General features: G+C 55.7%; 11 protein-coding genes. All 11 read right to left on the bottom strand.

What is annotated here, in order from left to right:
- Nucleotides 1–149: 149 nt before the first annotated feature.
- On the bottom strand, nt 150–2303 hold the full coding sequence (locus GN112_RS16740; protein ID WP_155311259.1) for an HDOD domain-containing protein: 2154 nt from the start codon (nt 2301–2303) through the stop codon (nt 150–152).
- A 168-nt stretch (nt 2304–2471) separates the two neighbouring features.
- Nucleotides 2472–3581, bottom strand: coding sequence for a hypothetical protein (locus GN112_RS16745; protein ID WP_155311260.1), 1110 nt, complete (start codon nt 3579–3581; stop codon nt 2472–2474).
- A gap of 389 nt (nt 3582–3970) precedes the next feature.
- Complete coding sequence (locus GN112_RS16750; protein WP_155311261.1) at nt 3971–5878, bottom strand: propionyl-CoA synthetase; 1908 nt, start codon at nt 5876–5878, stop codon at nt 3971–3973.
- A gap of 46 nt (nt 5879–5924) precedes the next feature.
- Complete coding sequence (locus tag GN112_RS16755) at nt 5925–6530, bottom strand: acetate uptake transporter (protein ID WP_155311262.1); 606 nt, start codon at nt 6528–6530, stop codon at nt 5925–5927.
- Nucleotides 6531–6781: 251 nt separating this feature from the next.
- On the bottom strand, nt 6782–8689 hold the full coding sequence (locus GN112_RS16760; RefSeq protein WP_155311263.1) for a sigma 54-interacting transcriptional regulator: 1908 nt from the start codon (nt 8687–8689) through the stop codon (nt 6782–6784).
- Nucleotides 8679–11120 (bottom strand): cache domain-containing protein, encoded by a 2442-nt coding sequence (locus tag GN112_RS16765; protein WP_155311264.1) that lies wholly within the window; start codon nt 11118–11120, stop codon nt 8679–8681. Before GN112_RS16765 ends, GN112_RS16760 begins: the two co-directional genes overlap by 11 nt.
- 98 nt (nt 11121–11218) lie before the next feature.
- Nucleotides 11219–11437 carry a NifU family protein gene (locus tag GN112_RS16770; RefSeq protein ID WP_155311265.1) on the bottom strand — a complete coding sequence of 73 codons (219 nt, stop codon included), beginning with the start codon at nt 11435–11437 and terminating at the stop codon, nt 11219–11221.
- A gap of 142 nt (nt 11438–11579) precedes the next feature.
- A complete protein-coding gene (locus GN112_RS16775) occupies nt 11580–13247 on the bottom strand; it encodes a DNA repair helicase XPB (protein WP_155311266.1) in 1668 nt (555 codons plus the stop codon).
- The gene (locus tag GN112_RS16780; RefSeq protein ID WP_155311267.1) at nt 13244–14953 is read right to left on the bottom strand and encodes a hypothetical protein; all 1710 of its coding nucleotides are present in this window, start codon (nt 14951–14953) and stop codon (nt 13244–13246) included. Before GN112_RS16780 ends, GN112_RS16775 begins: the two co-directional genes overlap by 4 nt.
- Nucleotides 14950–16359: a hypothetical protein gene (locus tag GN112_RS16785; protein ID WP_155311268.1), complete on the bottom strand. Its 1410-nt coding sequence runs from the start codon at nt 16357–16359 to the stop codon at nt 14950–14952. The genes GN112_RS16780 and GN112_RS16785 overlap by 4 nt, the downstream gene beginning before the upstream one ends.
- A gap of 506 nt (nt 16360–16865) precedes the next feature.
- Entirely contained in the window at nt 16866–17321 is a 456-nt protein-coding gene (locus GN112_RS16790; protein ID WP_162458974.1) for a F0F1 ATP synthase subunit B, read from the bottom strand.
- Nucleotides 17322–17331: the final 10 nt, after the last annotated feature.

Raw genomic sequence — 17331 nt, forward strand, 5'->3', positions numbered from 1 at the left:
GGCATGGCCCGCTCCTACGCGTACCAATCGTTTGGTTCTACACCGTTTTCTGTAAGAGCTGGCCATGCCTGCGACCAAATTTTTCTAATCCGGGCTCTAAATGCGGTTACCCTGGGTCGCGTTGCGACCCGCGCGCCGCAAACCACCGGCTACCCACCCGGGTGGACCGGCAAATCGATGGTAAAAGTTGTGCCTTGACCCGGTACGCTTTCACAGGTGATGGTACCATTCAGTGACTGGATAATACGATGAGCGACCGAAAGCCCCAGCCCGGCATGATCACCGCTTTTGGTGGTTACATAGGGGTCGAACGGCTTTTCCCGGATCGCCTCCGGGATCCCCGGGCCGTTATCGCTGACAACAATTTCCACATGGCCGCCGGCAACATCGCCGAACCGTGATGATTTCCCACCCAGTGGAAGCGCCAGATGGCGGGCGCGGATCGCTATCCGGCCGCCGCTTGCCGGCATGGCTTCGGCGGCATTTTTGATGAGATTCAGGAAAACCTGCTTGAGTCCGTCCGAGTCAGCTTCAATGACCGGCAGATTCGGTTCGATATCGGTGGCAAAACGGATATCCGAGTCCCCTAAGGTCTCCCCGATCAGTTTGAGCATGTCCGCCAGCAGACGCTCGACATCGACCCGCGCCGTTACCGGCGCGTCGGTTTTGGAAAAAGCGGTCAATTTGTTAAGCAGACGTCCAACCCGGGAGATTTCCTCGCCGATAATCCGGATCTCCTCGTGGTCGATACCGGTATCGGCCATTTTCATGTCCATCACTTTCAGATAATTTTTAATAACACCCAGCGGGTTGTTGATTTCGTGGACCACCCGTCTGGCCAGATCGGTTGTGGCGTCCATTCGCGAAGCATGAATCCTCGGCAATGTCTGTTTTCGGAGCTGATCCAGCCGCAAGGCCAAAGCCCCCTTATGGGCCAGCAGGTGCAGCAACTTGTGGTTCTCCGTAAGATGCCGCATCCCGTCCCCGTCAAGGCCCAGCGCCAGGATCCCAACCGCATCCTCCTGAGCGACCAGGGGGAAACCATATATGCCTTCTCCGCCGAGCAGTTGGATAAGTTGCTGGTCGACAATGGCCGGTGTCTTGCCGGGTTCCGGGTTGAACGTGTTCATCGGGCATCGCTTGACGAACGCGTTGACCAGCAGGCTACCGGTCATTTTTAGGGAAATGGCCAGCATGGGCTGTTTGACATAGCGACCCGATTTTTCAGCCAGATAGCCGATCAGTGCGTTTTTCTTCTCATCCATGAGAAAAAAAAGGACCCGTTTGACATCAAACAGAATCTTAAGGCCATCGGCAACACAGCGCATGATACTGCTCTGGTCCTTAGCGGTGAGAAATCCCTCAAGGGTGCCGATGGTCAGGGAAAACTGCCGGACTTCGCCGGCCAGGCGATCCTGAGCCATCTGATCGTTCATAGTTACGTCATCCACATCCATGGCGTCGACCTCAATATCCAGCGAGACGGCAGTTTCCCGGGCTTCCTGCTCGGCGCCGGCTATCAGGGTCTGGCACTCGTGAGCCTCCCGGCTGAAAAAATGATTAACGATGGCTGCACCGGCATTCGTGTCGACAGCCGTATCCTGGCAAAGCAGATTGGCCACATAAACGACCTGAACCATGGTCAGGGCCTGGGCAATCTGCTCCGGTGGCTGGTGATGATAACGCACACAGTCGATGATAAACGGGGCCAACCGCCAGCGTTTCAGCAAAAATGCGCCCACCTCGGCGTGAGTCGCGCCCATCAGGTCTTCCTGTGCCAGCAATTGCTGGGTATCATCACCGCAAGCCTCCAGCATCACCTCATAAGGCGACTTGAAATTCACCCACAGCACCGCCCTGCCGATATCATGCAGGAGGCCGGCGAGAAACGCCTCATCCGGGTTGCAAAGGCCCCAGGCCTCGGCCATATGCCGGGATAAAAAGGCACAGCGCAGCGAATGCCACCAGAATTTTTTCAGGCTGAAGACACTGCTCAACTTGGGTTTGGGAAAGGCATCATAGACACAGGCACAGAAAACGATATTTTTCACGCCGCTGGTCCCGAGAATGACCACGGCCTGGTTGATGGTCTCAACCTTTTGCGAAAGACCGAAAGCAGCCGAATTGACCAACTGCATGATCTTGCCGCTCAGGGCCGGATCCTTGCTGACGATCTGCCCGATCTTGTTCATATCCGGATTTTCCTGATTACACGCTTCGATCAGTTTCAACAGGACATGGGGAAGTGTCGGTAGGTGTTTAAAGGTTGAAATTTTCTTGAACAATGTCTGTTGCGCCGTCATTCCTCTTTACCTTCCAGTTCAACCCAAAAGCGGCTGCGTTGGTCACACGGGGGTGTATCGATGTTTTCATCAGAAGCCGATCGCTGGTTATCACGGTTATACATCGACATGAAATCTCAAAACTTTATGGTGGGATGCCCGAAGGCCGGAAGGAGGGAGGCGCACGCTTCAGTTGAGCTGATAAACCCGGAAGGGAAATGCGCTACGCAGCGCCGTTACCTCATTTTCATTATCGAGGCGTTGGCTGTCGTAAAGGGTTTTGCGGGCCAGGAGCAATGCCTGAGCGGGCCGGTCGCCGTTTTTCAGGGCACGGAAAAAACGGATCATGGTCTGGGCGGACACCGAACCGTTCAAACGGCTGAAGATGGGCGCCACGTAAACACCTACCCCACTTTTGTGGAACTGCCGAATGAAATTGAGATTAATGCCGTACAAATTGCAGTCCAAGTAAACCAGCTTCGGCGCAAGCGCCGACAGCGTATTCGGTTTCAGCACCAGGTGTTTCAACTGAAGACCATCGATGCCCCCATCAGCACTGACCAGGATGAAATCTACGGGTTGAAGCGCCACCATCGTTTCCGGACGAACCGTGTCGGCGTCCAGGCGCAACGATTCGGGAAAGCAGCCATAGACTGTGTCGATCCCCTTTTGGGGATCCGTTTCCGCATTGGCCACGACCAGCCCCCGCCAGCCAATGGATGCCTTGACGGAGGTCGGTGACGGTTCGGTCAACGCATAAAAAACCGGCTTCTTGAGAAAAAGCGGTACCCCGTCCACATGCAGGGCGTCAAATGGATAGTAGAGGCATTCTTCGTCGACCACGAATCCGACCCGGCTGCTGATGGCCAACAGCGGGGCAACCGGGGTCAGAAGAAGGTTGCCGGCTGCGGCCAGCAGCGGCGTCAGGGCGTCTTGGTCTGTCGATTCATCCATGGCTCGGTCTTCTTCGGAATTCTCTTTCCAGAATGGAATGGCCTCCCGAACACTGCGGTACTGCTGATCAAAAAAAGCGCCCACCTTGTCCAGGGTCCCGGTTTTCTCCGGCCGCCGTTCAATCCGGTCGTAGATCTGCTCCAGCTTGTCAATAAGCCCCGCCTCGGAATCAATCGTATATTCGAGGGTGTCAAATGGGGAAACCGCCCTGACCGTGATCGTATCGCCCTGTTTGGTGACAAACAGCAACAGATCCGTAGCCGTGGCAAAAGATATTGGTGACAGGAAAACAAACAGGGACGTGGCAACCAACAGGAAAAAACGGCGACAGGCAAACAAGTCCATGGGGCAACCTCCGTCGATACTGGGCAGAACAGCTATTCCCCCATCGGTCCGCAGGGCCAAACGACAGATGCAGCCTTTTAAACCAGGACCCGTATGGGGGCGGTGTCAGGAGCCAAGGTCTTGCAAAAAAAAACATCGGGTAGTTGACCAAAGCAAAGCATCATATTCACTGGTAATGAAATCATCCAATAAAATAAGAACCGGTGTTGGCGCAAGCCCTATTTCGTGGGCATCCATAAACACCCAATTGGCCGATTTCCGGACAGACACGATTTATTCCCCTGCGCGTCGACTTTGCGTTTCAAACCGGTGTCGAACTTTTTCCATACAACAACGCCGGGGCGGCGTTCAACCACGCCCCGGCGTTAAATGGTTTATACGAATGACCGCTATGCGATTCTTGAACTGGCGTAACCGATCCCTTTGAGGGCCTCTTCCATTTCACCCAGCGTGGTCGGATCGTCGATGGTGGCGGGCACCCCATATTCCTTGTTATCGGCAATCTTCTGGATCGTACCCCGCAGGATCTTGCCGGAACGGGTCTTGGGCAGCCGCTTGACCACTGTGGCAGTCTTGAAGGCGGCCACCGGCCCGATGCGGTCACGCACCATCTGAACCACCTCCTTGATGATCCCGTCATTGGAGCGTTGGACACCGGCATTGAGTACCAGAAAGCCGATGGGAATCTGGCCCTTGAGTTTATCTTCTACCCCCAGCACCGCGCATTCGGCCACATCCGGATGGTCCGCCAGGACCTCTTCCATGGCGCCGGTGGAGAGGCGATGCCCGGCCACGTTGATGATGTCGTCGGTCCGTGCCATGATGTAGGCATAGCCTTCTTCGTCGATATAGCCGGCATCGGCGGTCTTGTAGTATCCTGGAAACTCGTCGAGGTACGATTCGATAAAACGGTCGTCGTTCTGCCACAGGGTAGGCAGGGTCCCCGGCGGCAGGGGCAGCTTCACTACCAGGGCACCGATCTCACCGGGAGCCACTGGCTTGCAATTGGCATCGACCACCTGCAGATCCCAGCCGGGAACGGCCTTGGTCGGAGAGCCGTATTTTACCGGATAGTGGTGCAACCCCATGCAGTTGGCCGCGATGGCCCAGCCGGTTTCCGTCTGCCACCAGTGATCGATGACCGGAACCTTGAGGTTCCTTTCCGACCACTGGATCGTATCCGGATCGGAGCGCTCCCCGGCCAGGAAAAGGATCTTGAAGTTGGACAGGTCATAGTTTTTCATCAGTTCGGCGTTGGGATCCTCGCGCTTGATGGCCCGGAACGCCGTGGGTGCCGTGAACTGGGATTTGACCTTGTGCTGGGAGATAATGCGCCAGAAGACGCCGGCATCGGGGGTGCCCACCGGCTTGCCCTCGAAAAGAATGGTCGTGGCCCCTTTGAACAGCGGCGCGTAGACGATGTAGGAGTGGCCGACCACCCAACCCACATCGGAGGCGGCCCAGAAGACATCGCCGGCATCGATGTCGTAAATGGCCTTCATGGTCCATTTCAGGGCCACCAGGTGGCCGCCGTTGTCGCGAACCACGCCCTTGGGCTGGCCGGTGGTGCCCGAGGTGTAGAGGATATACAGCGGATCGGTGGCTGCCACCGGCACACATTCCGCCGGTGTCGCCGAGGCCATGGCGTCGGCCCAGTCCACATCCCGCCCGGCAATCAACTCGGCCGTGGTCATGGGGCGCTGATAGACAATACACGATTCGGGCTTGAAATCGGCAATTTCGATCGCTTTGTCCAGCAGCGGTTTGTAGGCAATCACTTTTTTGCCTTCAATACCGCAGGAGGCCGAGACAATGACCTTGGGTTTGGCATCGTTGATCCGGGTGGCCAGCTCCTTGGCGGCAAACCCCCCGAAGACCACCGAATGGATCGCGCCAATGCGGGCGCAGGCCAGCATGGCCATGGCGGCCTCGGGAATCATGGGCATGTAGACGATGACCCGGTCCCCCTTGCCGACACCCTGGCTGGCCAGCACATCGGCAAATTTGGCAACTTCGTCGCGCAGTTCCCGGTAGGTATAGGTTTTGACGGTATCGGTGACCGGGCTGTCGTAAATCATGGCCGGCTGGTCACCACGGCCGTTTTCCACATGCAGGTCCAGGGCGTTGTAGCAGGTATTCAGTTCACCACCGGCAAACCAGCGGTAAAACGGTTTGTTGCTGTCGTCCAGCACTTTGTCCCACTTCTTGTACCAATGGCAATCTTCGGCAGCCTTGGCCCAGAAGGATTCCGGATCGTTGATCGATTCCGCATAGGCGGTTTCATATGGTGTGGTCATAAATGTTTCCTTTCACTATCTTAAACACGGATGGATCGATGGATGATCAGGCCGACTCTTCGGCCAGGCTGCCGACCGGTTCGGGAGCGGTGTCGATCCACGGCTTGCCCAGCGGCAGCATCGGCTTGCCGAAAACCTGGGCGTAAATGGCCGCGGCCATCATGTACCAGGCGTTCAGAGCACACAGAATCAACACCACGGCCGTCGGTTTGGTCAGTCCCGGAAAGCCGAAGTGAGCCAGGTCGAGGCCGATAAACCCGATCAGCAGCAAGGTGAAAGTGGACGCCATGGCGCCATGGATGCGCATGGCACCGACCCACATGATGGCGGTGTAGAGGGTCCAGACGATCAGGAAGAAGCCCACATCCGTATGACTGAGAGTATAGATTTTATAGTGATTCAACATCCAGATAATGCCCAGCGCAATCCAGAACGATCCGTAGGAAACAAAGGCGCTGTAACCAAAGTTATTTCCGCATTTGAACTCCTGGAACCCGGCAATCAGCTGTGCTCCACCGCCAAAGGCGATCGCAAGGGCCAGAACCGGACCGATACCACACCATCCCAGGTTGTGGAATTGAAGAATCAGCGTGGTTAAACCGAACCCTGCCAGACCGACAACTGCTGGATTTCCTTGACCTTCTGCTGCCATTGAGACCTCCTTGATGAGTGGGGGGTGGGTAGAATTGGCAAACTATACAGCAAGCAATGTGCCACCCATCAAAAAATAAAATATCGACTTACAAAGCAACCGCTTACAACAAATGATAGCAGTTTTGTTAATGAATATAATTCGCCAAAATCTTGGGACAAAAATGACCCAAACGACCATTAAGAAGACTCAATTATATGAATTAACACTGAATAAATGGATCGGGAAAAAGATGTCCCAATTGGGGACAATCAGAGCCCATGGGTTTTGATCTTGCGGAACAGGGTCCGCCGGTCAATGCCCAGCAACTCGGCGACCCGGGAGCGATGCCACTGGTTTTCCTTTAACAGGCGGGCAATGTAATCCTTTTCAAACGCGCTGATGGCGTCGCTCAGCGGCTGATTGCAGGGAATGGATGGCAGGCGGGCGGATTCGGTGGCGGCCTCGTCAATATTGTCGTCGGACGTCTGGGGCAGATCCAGAAAATCGATCTCACCCAGGGTGATGTAGCGATGAACGGTATTTTGCAGCTCACGCACGTTTCCCGGCCAGTCGTACCGTTGCATGGCGGCAATGATCCGCTGGGGAATCACCGGCAGCCGGTCGCCGTGGGGAAAATCGCTGACAAAGTGATTGACCAACAACGGAATGTCCGCTTTCCGCGATCTCAAGGGGGGCAGGTGGATGGGCAGGACGTGGATGCGGTAATAAAAGTCACGCCGGAACCGCCCCGACGCCACGCTGCTGCGCAGGTTGCGGTGGGTGGCGGCCACAATGCGGATATCGGCCTGCCTGACGCTGCTGCTGCCGATGGGTGTATATCCCCCCCCTTCGATGGCGCGCAGCAGCTTAACCTGCATGGATAGGTTCAACTCCCCGACTTCGTCCATGAACAAGGTACCGCCGTCGGCGGCCTCCAGGTAACCGGACTTGTCCTGGTCCGCGCCGGTGAACGCCCCTTTGCGGTAACCGAAAAATTCACTCTCGATCAGGTTGTCCGGAATGGCGCCGCAATGCACGGTCACAAAATCCCGGCTGCCCCGATCGCTCAAATCATGGATCGTCTTGGCCACCATCTCCTTTCCGGTGCCGGACTCGCCATAGATGATCACATGGGCGTTGGACTCCGCCGCCTTGAGAATGTTCTCGTAGACGGTTTGCATGGGGCGGCTTTTACCGATGATATTGCCGAATCGGCTGGCGGTGCGCATATTGGACTTCAACCGGCGGGCCTTTTCAGCCAACTGGGCTTCCCGCTGGCGCAGCCAGTCTTCGGTGGCCTTGCGATCGGTGATATCCAGCACTACTGCCTGCAGGTTGCGCACCTGCCCTTCCCCCCCGAATACCGGCGCCTGGACAGCGTCGTACCAGCGGCCGTCTTTTTCGTTGTAAAACTCCGTGTGGGCGGTCTGACCGACAAACACATCGGAATGGCGGCACCAGGGGCACGGTTCCGCCAGGCCATACAACGCCAGGTGGCAGATCCGGCCGGCCACATCGGCACCCACATGGTCAGCCAGCTTGCGATTGACAAAATCGAGCCGGAAACCAGCATCACACGTGTAAATGAAGCCTTCAAAAATCGAGACGATCTCCGTCAGGCGGGCTTCGCTCTGTTTCAGGGCGGCGGCCGTCTTTTCGCGGATAGCCATCTCCTTTTTCAACTCCGCATTGGCCGCCAGCAGTTCTTCGGTACGGGCATGCAGATCCTGGGTCCGGGAACGGATCTCGTCTTCCAGATGCGCCTGGTGGCGTCGGTTCTCCTCCAGCAGCCGGGTATGCTCAAGGGCGCGGTTGACCGCGTGCTCCAGCACGGCCATATCGACGATGGGTTTGGTCACATAGTCGAACGCCCCCAGGCGCAACGCAGCCACGGCATCCTGAAGCACTCCGGCACCGGTGACCACGATCACGGGGACCCGGTCGAGCTGTCCGGCAATCGCCTCCAGCACCTCCAGGCCGTCCATCCGCGGCATGCGCAGGTCCAGCAGCACCACATCGGGGGGGTGGGCGTCAAAGCGGGCCAGGCCCTCCTCGCCATCCCCGGCCTGATCGACAGTGAAACCGCTGTCCTCGAGATAGGTCGAGACGCTGTCGCGGATAATATCCTCATCGTCGATGATCAGGACACGACGTTTTCCAGATTGCTCAACGGTCACGGCGGCGCTCCTCGACAGTGGCTCCGGCTGTCTCTTCTATCGGGTCGGCCAGCGGCAGGCGGACGATAAAACTGGCCCCCTTTCCCGGCGCCGACTCCGCGGTCATGGAGCCGTTGTGATTGTTGGTAACGATGAAATAGGCCACCGAAAGGCCCAATCCGGTTCCCACGCCGACCTCCTTGGTGGTGAAAAAAGGTTCGAAAATACGCTTGCGCCGGGCCTCGTCCATACCGGGGCCGTTGTCGGCAATCTCGATCTTCGCAAAGGCCTCCTCCCTTTGCAACTGCAACGTGATGCACGGCGCCTCTCGGTGCCCGCCATCCTCGCCCATGGCCTGGGCCGCGTTGCGCAGCAGATTGAAAATCACCTGCTCGATTTCCGTGGCGACGCAGGGAACCGGCGGAAGGTCCGGTTCGTACCGGCGCTCAATGCGAATATGACGAAAATCAAATTTCTTTTTCAAGTCATAATCGTGGGCTGCCAATTCAACCGCCTTGTCCAGCAAATCGGCAAGCGCCACCGGCGTTTTATGGGATTCACTGCGCCGGCTGAAGCTGAGCATGTTTTCGACGATGCGCGAAGCCCGTTCCCCGGAGATGCGGACATTCTCCAGAAAACGGAAAATCTCCCGTTTTTCCAGATAACAGCGGATGGTTTCCAGGCGGGTCCCGCAGGCGGTGGCATCGGCTTCGTTGGCCGCCAGCCCCGGCGACAAGCGCCGGATGACGTTCTGCAAGCTCTGCAGCATGCCCCCCAGGGGGTTGTTGATCTCGTGGGCCATTCCGGCGGCCAGCCCACCGACACTCATCATCTTTTCGGTCTGCACCATCATGGTTTCCATATGCACCCGCTGGGTCACGTCATCGACCCGGATGACCGCGCCTTTCTCCGTTCCGGCCTTGATGGGATAGACCATGATATCGGCAAAAAACGGTTGCTCCCGAAAGTTGCACAAGGCCTTTTCCACCTGGCGGGCGCGTCCTTCGTTGATGGCCGCATCCATCATTTCCGCATAAGGCGCCAGAAGGGGCAACAAACCGGTTACCGGTCGACCAAGGGCCTGGGTGTCATTGATGCCGGTCATGCGCGCGGCACTGCGGTTCCACTGGGTCACCCGACCGTTGCGATCCACCCCCACCAGCACCGAGGGCATGGCGTCCACAAAATGCTTCAGGTAGTGACGCATGCGGGCCATCTCCTGCTCGGCCTCGCGGGATTCGGCGAGAGCGGTCTTGAGACTTTCGCTGTACGCCTCCAACTGCTCCATGAAGGTATTGAAGTAAGTGGCCAGGGTGCCCACCTCGTCCCGACTGCGGGGTTTCAGGCGCACCGAAATATCGCCCTTGGCACCCGAGGCGAAACGGTTCATCAGCTCCTGCAGCGGATTGGTGATCGACGAGCTGATTCGCGAGGTGATCGGCAGCACCAGGATGAAGGAGATCACCACCATGGCCAGAAGCAGATGGCTGATGGTCCTCAAGGGGGCGTAAAACTCCTCCAGAAAACTGGACGAGGCGACGATCCATTCGTATTCGGGAATGTAGTTGAAAATGACGAGTTTTTCACGGGCCTCCGACTCCCCGGGAGCCGCCCAGGAGTAAATGATTTTTCCGCTTTTGCGTTTACAGATTTCCTGGATGAAGCGCAGCCCGGTGACATCCGTGGCATCGAAATAGTTGCCCTCCAGAAAGGGGTGAACAATCAGGTTGCCGTTCGGGTCCAACACATACGAGTAGCCGGTCTGGCCGAAAACGATGGAAAGAATACTGTCGCGGAAATCGTCCACATTGACCAGCTCCCTGAATTCGTTGCGGTAGGAGGTCACCGAAATGATCCAGTCCCAAGGCTCGAAATAGGTCATGTAAAGGGCTTTGGGCCGGGGGGAGGTTTCGCCCGGATTCTTCCAGTTGTACTCCAGATAACCAACCTTGCGGGCCATCTGCTCGGTGATAAAGGAATAATCGGACAGATCCACGTTCAGCAGGGCATTTTCCGGGTGGATGCGGATGACCCCCTGGCTGTCGATACAATAAATATAACCGGTCTTGCCGATGGTCTGGCTGAGCATCACCTCACGCGTCTGGCGCTGGGCCTCGGCCATGCTGATCTCACCGGACAGGGCCCGGTTGTAAAAATGCCGGGCGATCTCGCTGTTTTTTTCGGCAACGGCACGCAGGTGGTTCTTGATGGACACACTGGCCGAGGTGCGTACCATGTTCAGAATCGTCTGGGTGATGTTTTTCAGCTCACTCTCGATGTTGGCCTGGATGGACGCCTTGACGAAAAAAAACATAATCACGCTGCCGAGGGTCAGCGAAAGCAGAAATACCGCCGAGTAGCTGATCAGCAACTTGTAACGGATACGCAGGTCCGCGAATCGCCGCGACAGGTTCAACATCCGTCCCTCCCTGGGATCAGCGTTGGCCGGCATATTGGAATCCGAATGCGGTTACCAAAAAGGTGGGCTGGCCGAGCCCGGCGAGTGTACTCGGCCACACGAAAACACGGAGATGATCGCAACGGATACGATCAGGCCGATTCGACCGCCTTGATCTCGGGGATCTGCTGTTTGAGCACCCGCTCGATGCCGTTTTTGAGGGTCATCTGGGACATGGGGCAGCCGGCACAGGCCCCCTGGAGACGGACCGTGACGATGCCGTTTTCCACACTGATCAGTTCCACATCACCGCCGTCCGCCTGCAGCATGGGCCGGATTTTATCGATCGCCGCTTCGACTTTTTCTTTCATTTGGAGGGATTCCCTTCTTTATGATTGGAGTTACAATTATTACCAATTCATACTATAAAGCGCTTCTATCGAACGGTCAAATAGATGGAAACCTCAAAAAATAAAACCATCCTGCTTGGCGTCTGCGTCTATCAACGGCAGATCAATAATACCGAATGTGATATTTATAACCTTGCTCCACCAAGAAAAGCTGACGGTTCAAGGCGAAGTTCTGCTCATCGGTGCCCTTCGACACCAGCGTATAAAAACAGGATCGCCGGTCGTGGGGACGCAGAATTCGTCCTAAGCGCTGGGCCTCCTCCTGACGGGATCCGTAGGTGCCGGAGATCTGGATCATCACGTTGGCATCGGGCAGGTCCACGGCGAAATTGGCCACCTTGGAGACGATCAGGATGCGCAGGTCGCCGGACTTGAAACGCGCGTACAGTTTTTCTCTCTCGGCGTGTTTGGTTTTGCCCGTGATCAGGGGATGGCCCAACACCTCTGCAATCGCTTCCAATTGAGAAATGTACTGTCCGATCACCAAAATATGGTCCTCGGTGTGCAGATCGATCAACTCCCTGGCAAGCTCAATTTTGAGCGGGTTCTCCGCCGCGACGCGGTAGCGCCGCCGTTTGGTTTCCCGGGCGTAACGGATTTCCTCTTCCCGGGGCAGGGGGATGCGATACTCGGTGCAAACGGCTTCGGCGATGAAGCCCCGGTTCTCAAGGGTTTTCCAGGGTACATCGTAGCGTTTGGGGCCGATTAGGGCGAAGACGTCATCCTCCTTGCCATCCTCGCGCACCAGGGTCGCGGTCAGCCCCAACCGCCGCTTGGCCTGTATCGCGGTCGTGGCGCGAAACACGGGGGCCGGCAAGAGATGCACCTCGTCGTAAATAATCAATCCCCAACTGTTGTGGTTGAAAATCGCCAGGTTCCGCATGGGCGCCGTCTTGCTCCGACGGTGGGTGAGCATTTGATAGGTGGTGATGGTAACCGGTTTGACGGTCTTCTCCAGACCTGTGTATTCACCGATCGTATCCGCAACCAAGTCCGTTTTGGCGAGTAATTCATCGCGCCATTGATGCACCGAGACATTGTTGGTGGTGATGATCAGGGTATGGCCGGAAATCCTGGCGGCCGTGCCGATCCCGATGATCGTCTTGCCGGACCCGCAGGGTAGCACAATGATGCCGCTGCCGCCCGTGGAACGTCCTCCCTGATAAAAGGCATCGACGGCATCCTGCTGGTAGTCGCGCAGCGTAAAGGCCTGGCCATCCAGATCGATATCCCTTAGATCGATCTCAAGGGGGGCACCGGCGTCGTACCCGCAGATGTCCTTGATCGGATAGCCGGCCTTGATCAGGGCCTGCTTGAGATCGCCCCGCTGACCGGACGCGATCAGCCATCCGTCGGCCGTGGAGTCCCCGAAGAATCGGTTCACCTCGGCGATCTGTCCGATGCGCGGCAGCAAAACCTCGTCGAGAACTCGCAGCCGCAGGTGGGTCGGGCTCACCTTTTCAAGCACCAGTCTTCCGTACAGGTCGTGCCACTCGCGCATATCAGTGATCACATTGGCCGGCAGCGTATAGCGCGAAAAACGCTCGAGCCCCTTGCCGATGTCGTCGAACGACATCTCGAGGGCGGCGGCATTCCACATGGACAGGGGCGTCACCCGGTAGGTGTGGATGAATTCCGGCGATTTGACCAGTTCGGCAAAGGAGGCCAGAAAATCACGGCAATCGGCATACCGGGGATGCGCCGTTTCGAGCATGAAGGTGTGATCGCTCTGGATAATCAGCGGGCCCGTGTCGACAATAGCTTGGGTCATCCCTTCTCCTTGACGAGTTTAATCCGGTAGTTTTTTTTCAACTGTTTTATTACGCTATCTACCTGGGCCTTCTGATCGGTGGGGTAAATGACGGTTCGGCGCTCCTTGTCGATCTCCACAAAACACTGATTTTCAGTTAGTGCCTTGGTAAAAACCCCCAGGGAGACCCCATCCTGGAAAAAGAGCGTGATGGACGTTTGCTGCCGGATGGTGATCAGTTCTTTTTGCTTGGTTTTTTTTTGTTGTTTAAGATTTTTGATAAATACCGATTGTACCCCTTCCGGAGGCCGCTTGAAGCCATTGGCATAATGCGTCACCCGTACGGGGACCTGTTCCGCCTGCTCAAGTTCGCAGAACAGGGTATCGGGCGATTGGACCAGTCGCAAATCGGCGGATAGGGTTTCCACTTCATAGGGATCGATGAGCGCCGGAAGGTTTTTGCCTTCGACCAGTCCGCACCCCTGATACAGCACAAACGACTCGCTTTGGCCGGCCCATTCGGCCAACTCTGCGGCGACGTTGGCCGGCAGCGGCTGCCCGGTCAACGATTCGAGATCCTTTTTGGGATCCGCGGCCTCCTCCTCGGCCAGGTATGCGACAGCCTTCGTACGACTCAATTTCAGTATGCAAATCCTGTCCGTGGAGACGAGATCCGCCAAGGGTTCGAGCTTGGCAAGCATTCCGGCCGGGTACCATGGGGATTCCACGTGGATTTCGTGATTGGGCAGCACCGTCACCGCTGGTTCGGGAAGCGATCCCTGCATAAACGGCAGGAAACCGCCATTGATTTTGAACGCTTTGATTCTTCCCAGCGACGGTTTCGTTCCCGAGTTATCGGAAGTTGCGTAAGCCAGGTCCACATACCCCATGGTCAGAGGAATATTTTCCAAAAACCGCTCCACGAAGCGGCCTTCCACCCGTTCAAAGGCATCCCGATCCTTTTCCGATATCTTATCACTCGTTTGGGACGCCTTGTCGACTTCGCTAAAATTGCCGTACCGGCCGTCTTTCTCGTTGGTTCGGTATTTAAATTTGAGAAACTGCGGAATCAGGAAGTATGGATGGTTTTGCTTAAGATAATCAATCAAGGACGCGGTTTCGTACCAGATGCCCGGCTGACAGTCGGCCAGACATTTGAAAAGGAAGGATCTAACCTTGTCGAATTTGATGCCGGGTACCACTCCCGTTGCGCATCCCCAGATACTAAAGGTGTCCAGCCGGCCATAAGCCGATGGCGCAAACCATTCGTTGTCGCTGTTCGAATACCGGCCGACCAGATGATCGAAAAGCAATTGTTCCTGCTGCTGCATTGATGACGCCAAAAACCGCTGATAAGCCGGTTCATTATAGTCGATATAGTTGTCCACAAAAGAGGGTGAACTGCTGGTGTATCCCAAATACTCACCCTGGGTATCATAGTCGACAAACCCGACGCCCCGGGCAAGGTTGTCGACCACATCCAGCCATGGCGATTCGCCAAATTCGTCGATATCGGTCAGGGCTTCGGGATCGGAGAGTTGTTTGGCGATGCGCTTGGCATCCGCTTTGGGAATCTTGTTCTCACGCACGGAGCGTTTTACGCTTCGCTCCCGAACATAATTGACATAAACGTGAAGATCCTTGCGAATGTCAAATTCACAGCTGCAGACATCCATCGTGGCAACGTCGACGGTTTTCAACGCCATGGCAGGCTGGTTTTTTCTCATTGTCGCGGTTTCCTTTTGGCCGTGTGATCGATGGTTTTCACCGCAAAGCCGTTGCCGGTAACATGGGCTTCGACCCGACTTCGCAAGCCTTCCGGAAAGGCGATGAAATCACCGGGCAAAAAGATGATTTTGCCATCCTTGAACGCTTTTTCCAGACTGATTTTCAGACCGAGATCCCTGACCCGGGCAACCAGCAGGTTCCCGTGGACCACCTGCCGGCCCCATCGCCGTGAAGCGGTTGCAAATGCCTGTGAAAAGCCGTGGGAGGTGTCGGTCAGCCATCGGGCAAAGCGGGTGTCGCAAATATCATGGATCACGCGGCCGATCCGGACCATATCCGGATCAGCGGTCAAGACACCACCGGTGATCCGCATTTTTGAAATCCTGGCAACCGCTTCTAGGCAGCCCAAGGGGATGGTGGCCAGGTCTACCTGAAGCCCCGCACCGGCTTTGTCCGCGGAAAAATACTCGTCAAACGCCGATATTTGCGAAACATCCTCAAATGGCGGTGCCGGCCGATACCACGTTTTTTCGCCCTGTTGTTGCCTGACAAGACAGGCGGTTTCCCAACCGTGGCGCAGCGCCTTTACGGGATTCGGGTTCTGTTTCTCCGGGCAGAACATCTTCAGCACCGGTATTAGATCGGCAGGTTCGATCCATTCGTCCGGAGCAAGGGTGGCAAAGGCGTAATCCAGCGCATCCATGGGAGACATTCGCGCATTTTGCTGCCCTGAATGCAAAGGGCCCAATTCACCGGTCACGAGCCATCGCCGCCGTTGCCATTGAAAAAAGGTGTCGACATCGAATGGCGCATCGCCCATGTAAAGTTCGCCATCTTTAATCTCCCACGGGGAGGGATCGGTCGCCCCTGCGGATCGGGGATGGATCAATTGATCGAGTTTGTTGCGGATGAACGCATTTTTGTATTCCCCGGGCCCGGGAAAGGCCTTCGCAGATGGGAAAAGCGGCGGCAGGTCCGCATGAAATGGGGAGGGGAATGCAAACCTCTGCCGTTCCAGCTGCGTTTTTCTGTCGGTCCTGGCTGGACCGGTTGCAAAAACCAGAATCCCCTTGCGAATCAACCGCGTCTTGACCTGTTTGAACACCTCCCCGTATTGTTGATTGAAGGTGCCATGCCATTTGTTGCGCTTTCCCGTCATCCGTTCGAATGCAGCCGCATCCACCGGTTTTTTCCAGCCCTTTAGGAAGTGCAGCATGATGATTTCCTTACGTTCCAAGGTTCCGAAAACCGCTTTGAGCCCCACGTCGGAAAGCAGCAGGCTTTCCAAATGCGCCGGTGAGCGCGTGTCCGGAAGGGAGAAACCACGGGCTTTGCTGATCGCTTTGATATCGGCGGCGGCAAGCTCTACCTTGCACATTTTCTCTACGATTTCGGATTCTTTCAAAGATACCATCCTTTTGGAGAAGTTCGTGGCATGCGGAGTCCAATCCATTGCATAAAAGGTGTTTTTCAATAAGTCAACCGGTCCCGCCAGCATCACCAGGGCGATCGCAAGTAAAATCAAAAACCGGCCGTTCCTGAACACGCACCATTCCCGAAAGTGGGAAAATGCCAAATGCCAAAGCCCAAATGTCAAATGAAGGATGAAATCGATTTTAAAATAGATAGAATACCACCATCATTTGGCATTTTTCATTTGGTCTTTGACATTCATGGACGCTCTAATTTTAGGAAGAAAAGCAACCCGGAAATCTACATGCGATTGCCCTGAGCTGTTTTTTACGAGGCAATCGTTAGGTCGCGATAAAAAATAATTGTGTCGAATTGCGCCGGGGTTGGTTGGTCATTCATTGCAAATGAAAAACGCCATCAGCGGTACTGCGGTACCACTGATGGCGCGTTTTTTATGGCAATTGGATTTGGTTTTTGTGGAGGGGCATAGGCACGATCCTACCGCACGTTCATTCCCCGCATGTAGTTGTCGATGAACAACTGGTTGTCGGCATCGGTGATCATCTGCGGCAATTTCTGCGTGGCCTGCTCAAAAGCCAAGTCAGCCAGTTCCATTTTCAGTTTTTCTTTGGCCTGGATGATACGATTTTCCATTTTTTTGCGTGCCGCTTCGATCATGATGCCGCTCTGGTTACGGGCCTGATCGATAATTTCCTGTTTGCGGGTTTCTCCCTGGGCAATCAGGCGTGCCTTCATTTCGATCAGTTTTTGTTTGTTTTCTTCGGTATGAGTCTGCGCCGCGTTGATTTCGCCGATAACCCGTGCTTTCTCACTTTCCAGCTCGTCAATTTTTATGCTTAAATCTTCTTTTTGTCCCTTGATAAATTTGCTGAAGGGTTTGTGGCCGTATTTATAGATAACGCCGGCAAGGATGAGAAAATTAACCCACTTCATAATCAGATCA

It is taken from the genome of Desulfosarcina ovata subsp. ovata (assembly GCF_009689005.1).
Taxonomy (GTDB): domain Bacteria; phylum Desulfobacterota; class Desulfobacteria; order Desulfobacterales; family Desulfosarcinaceae; genus Desulfosarcina; species Desulfosarcina ovata.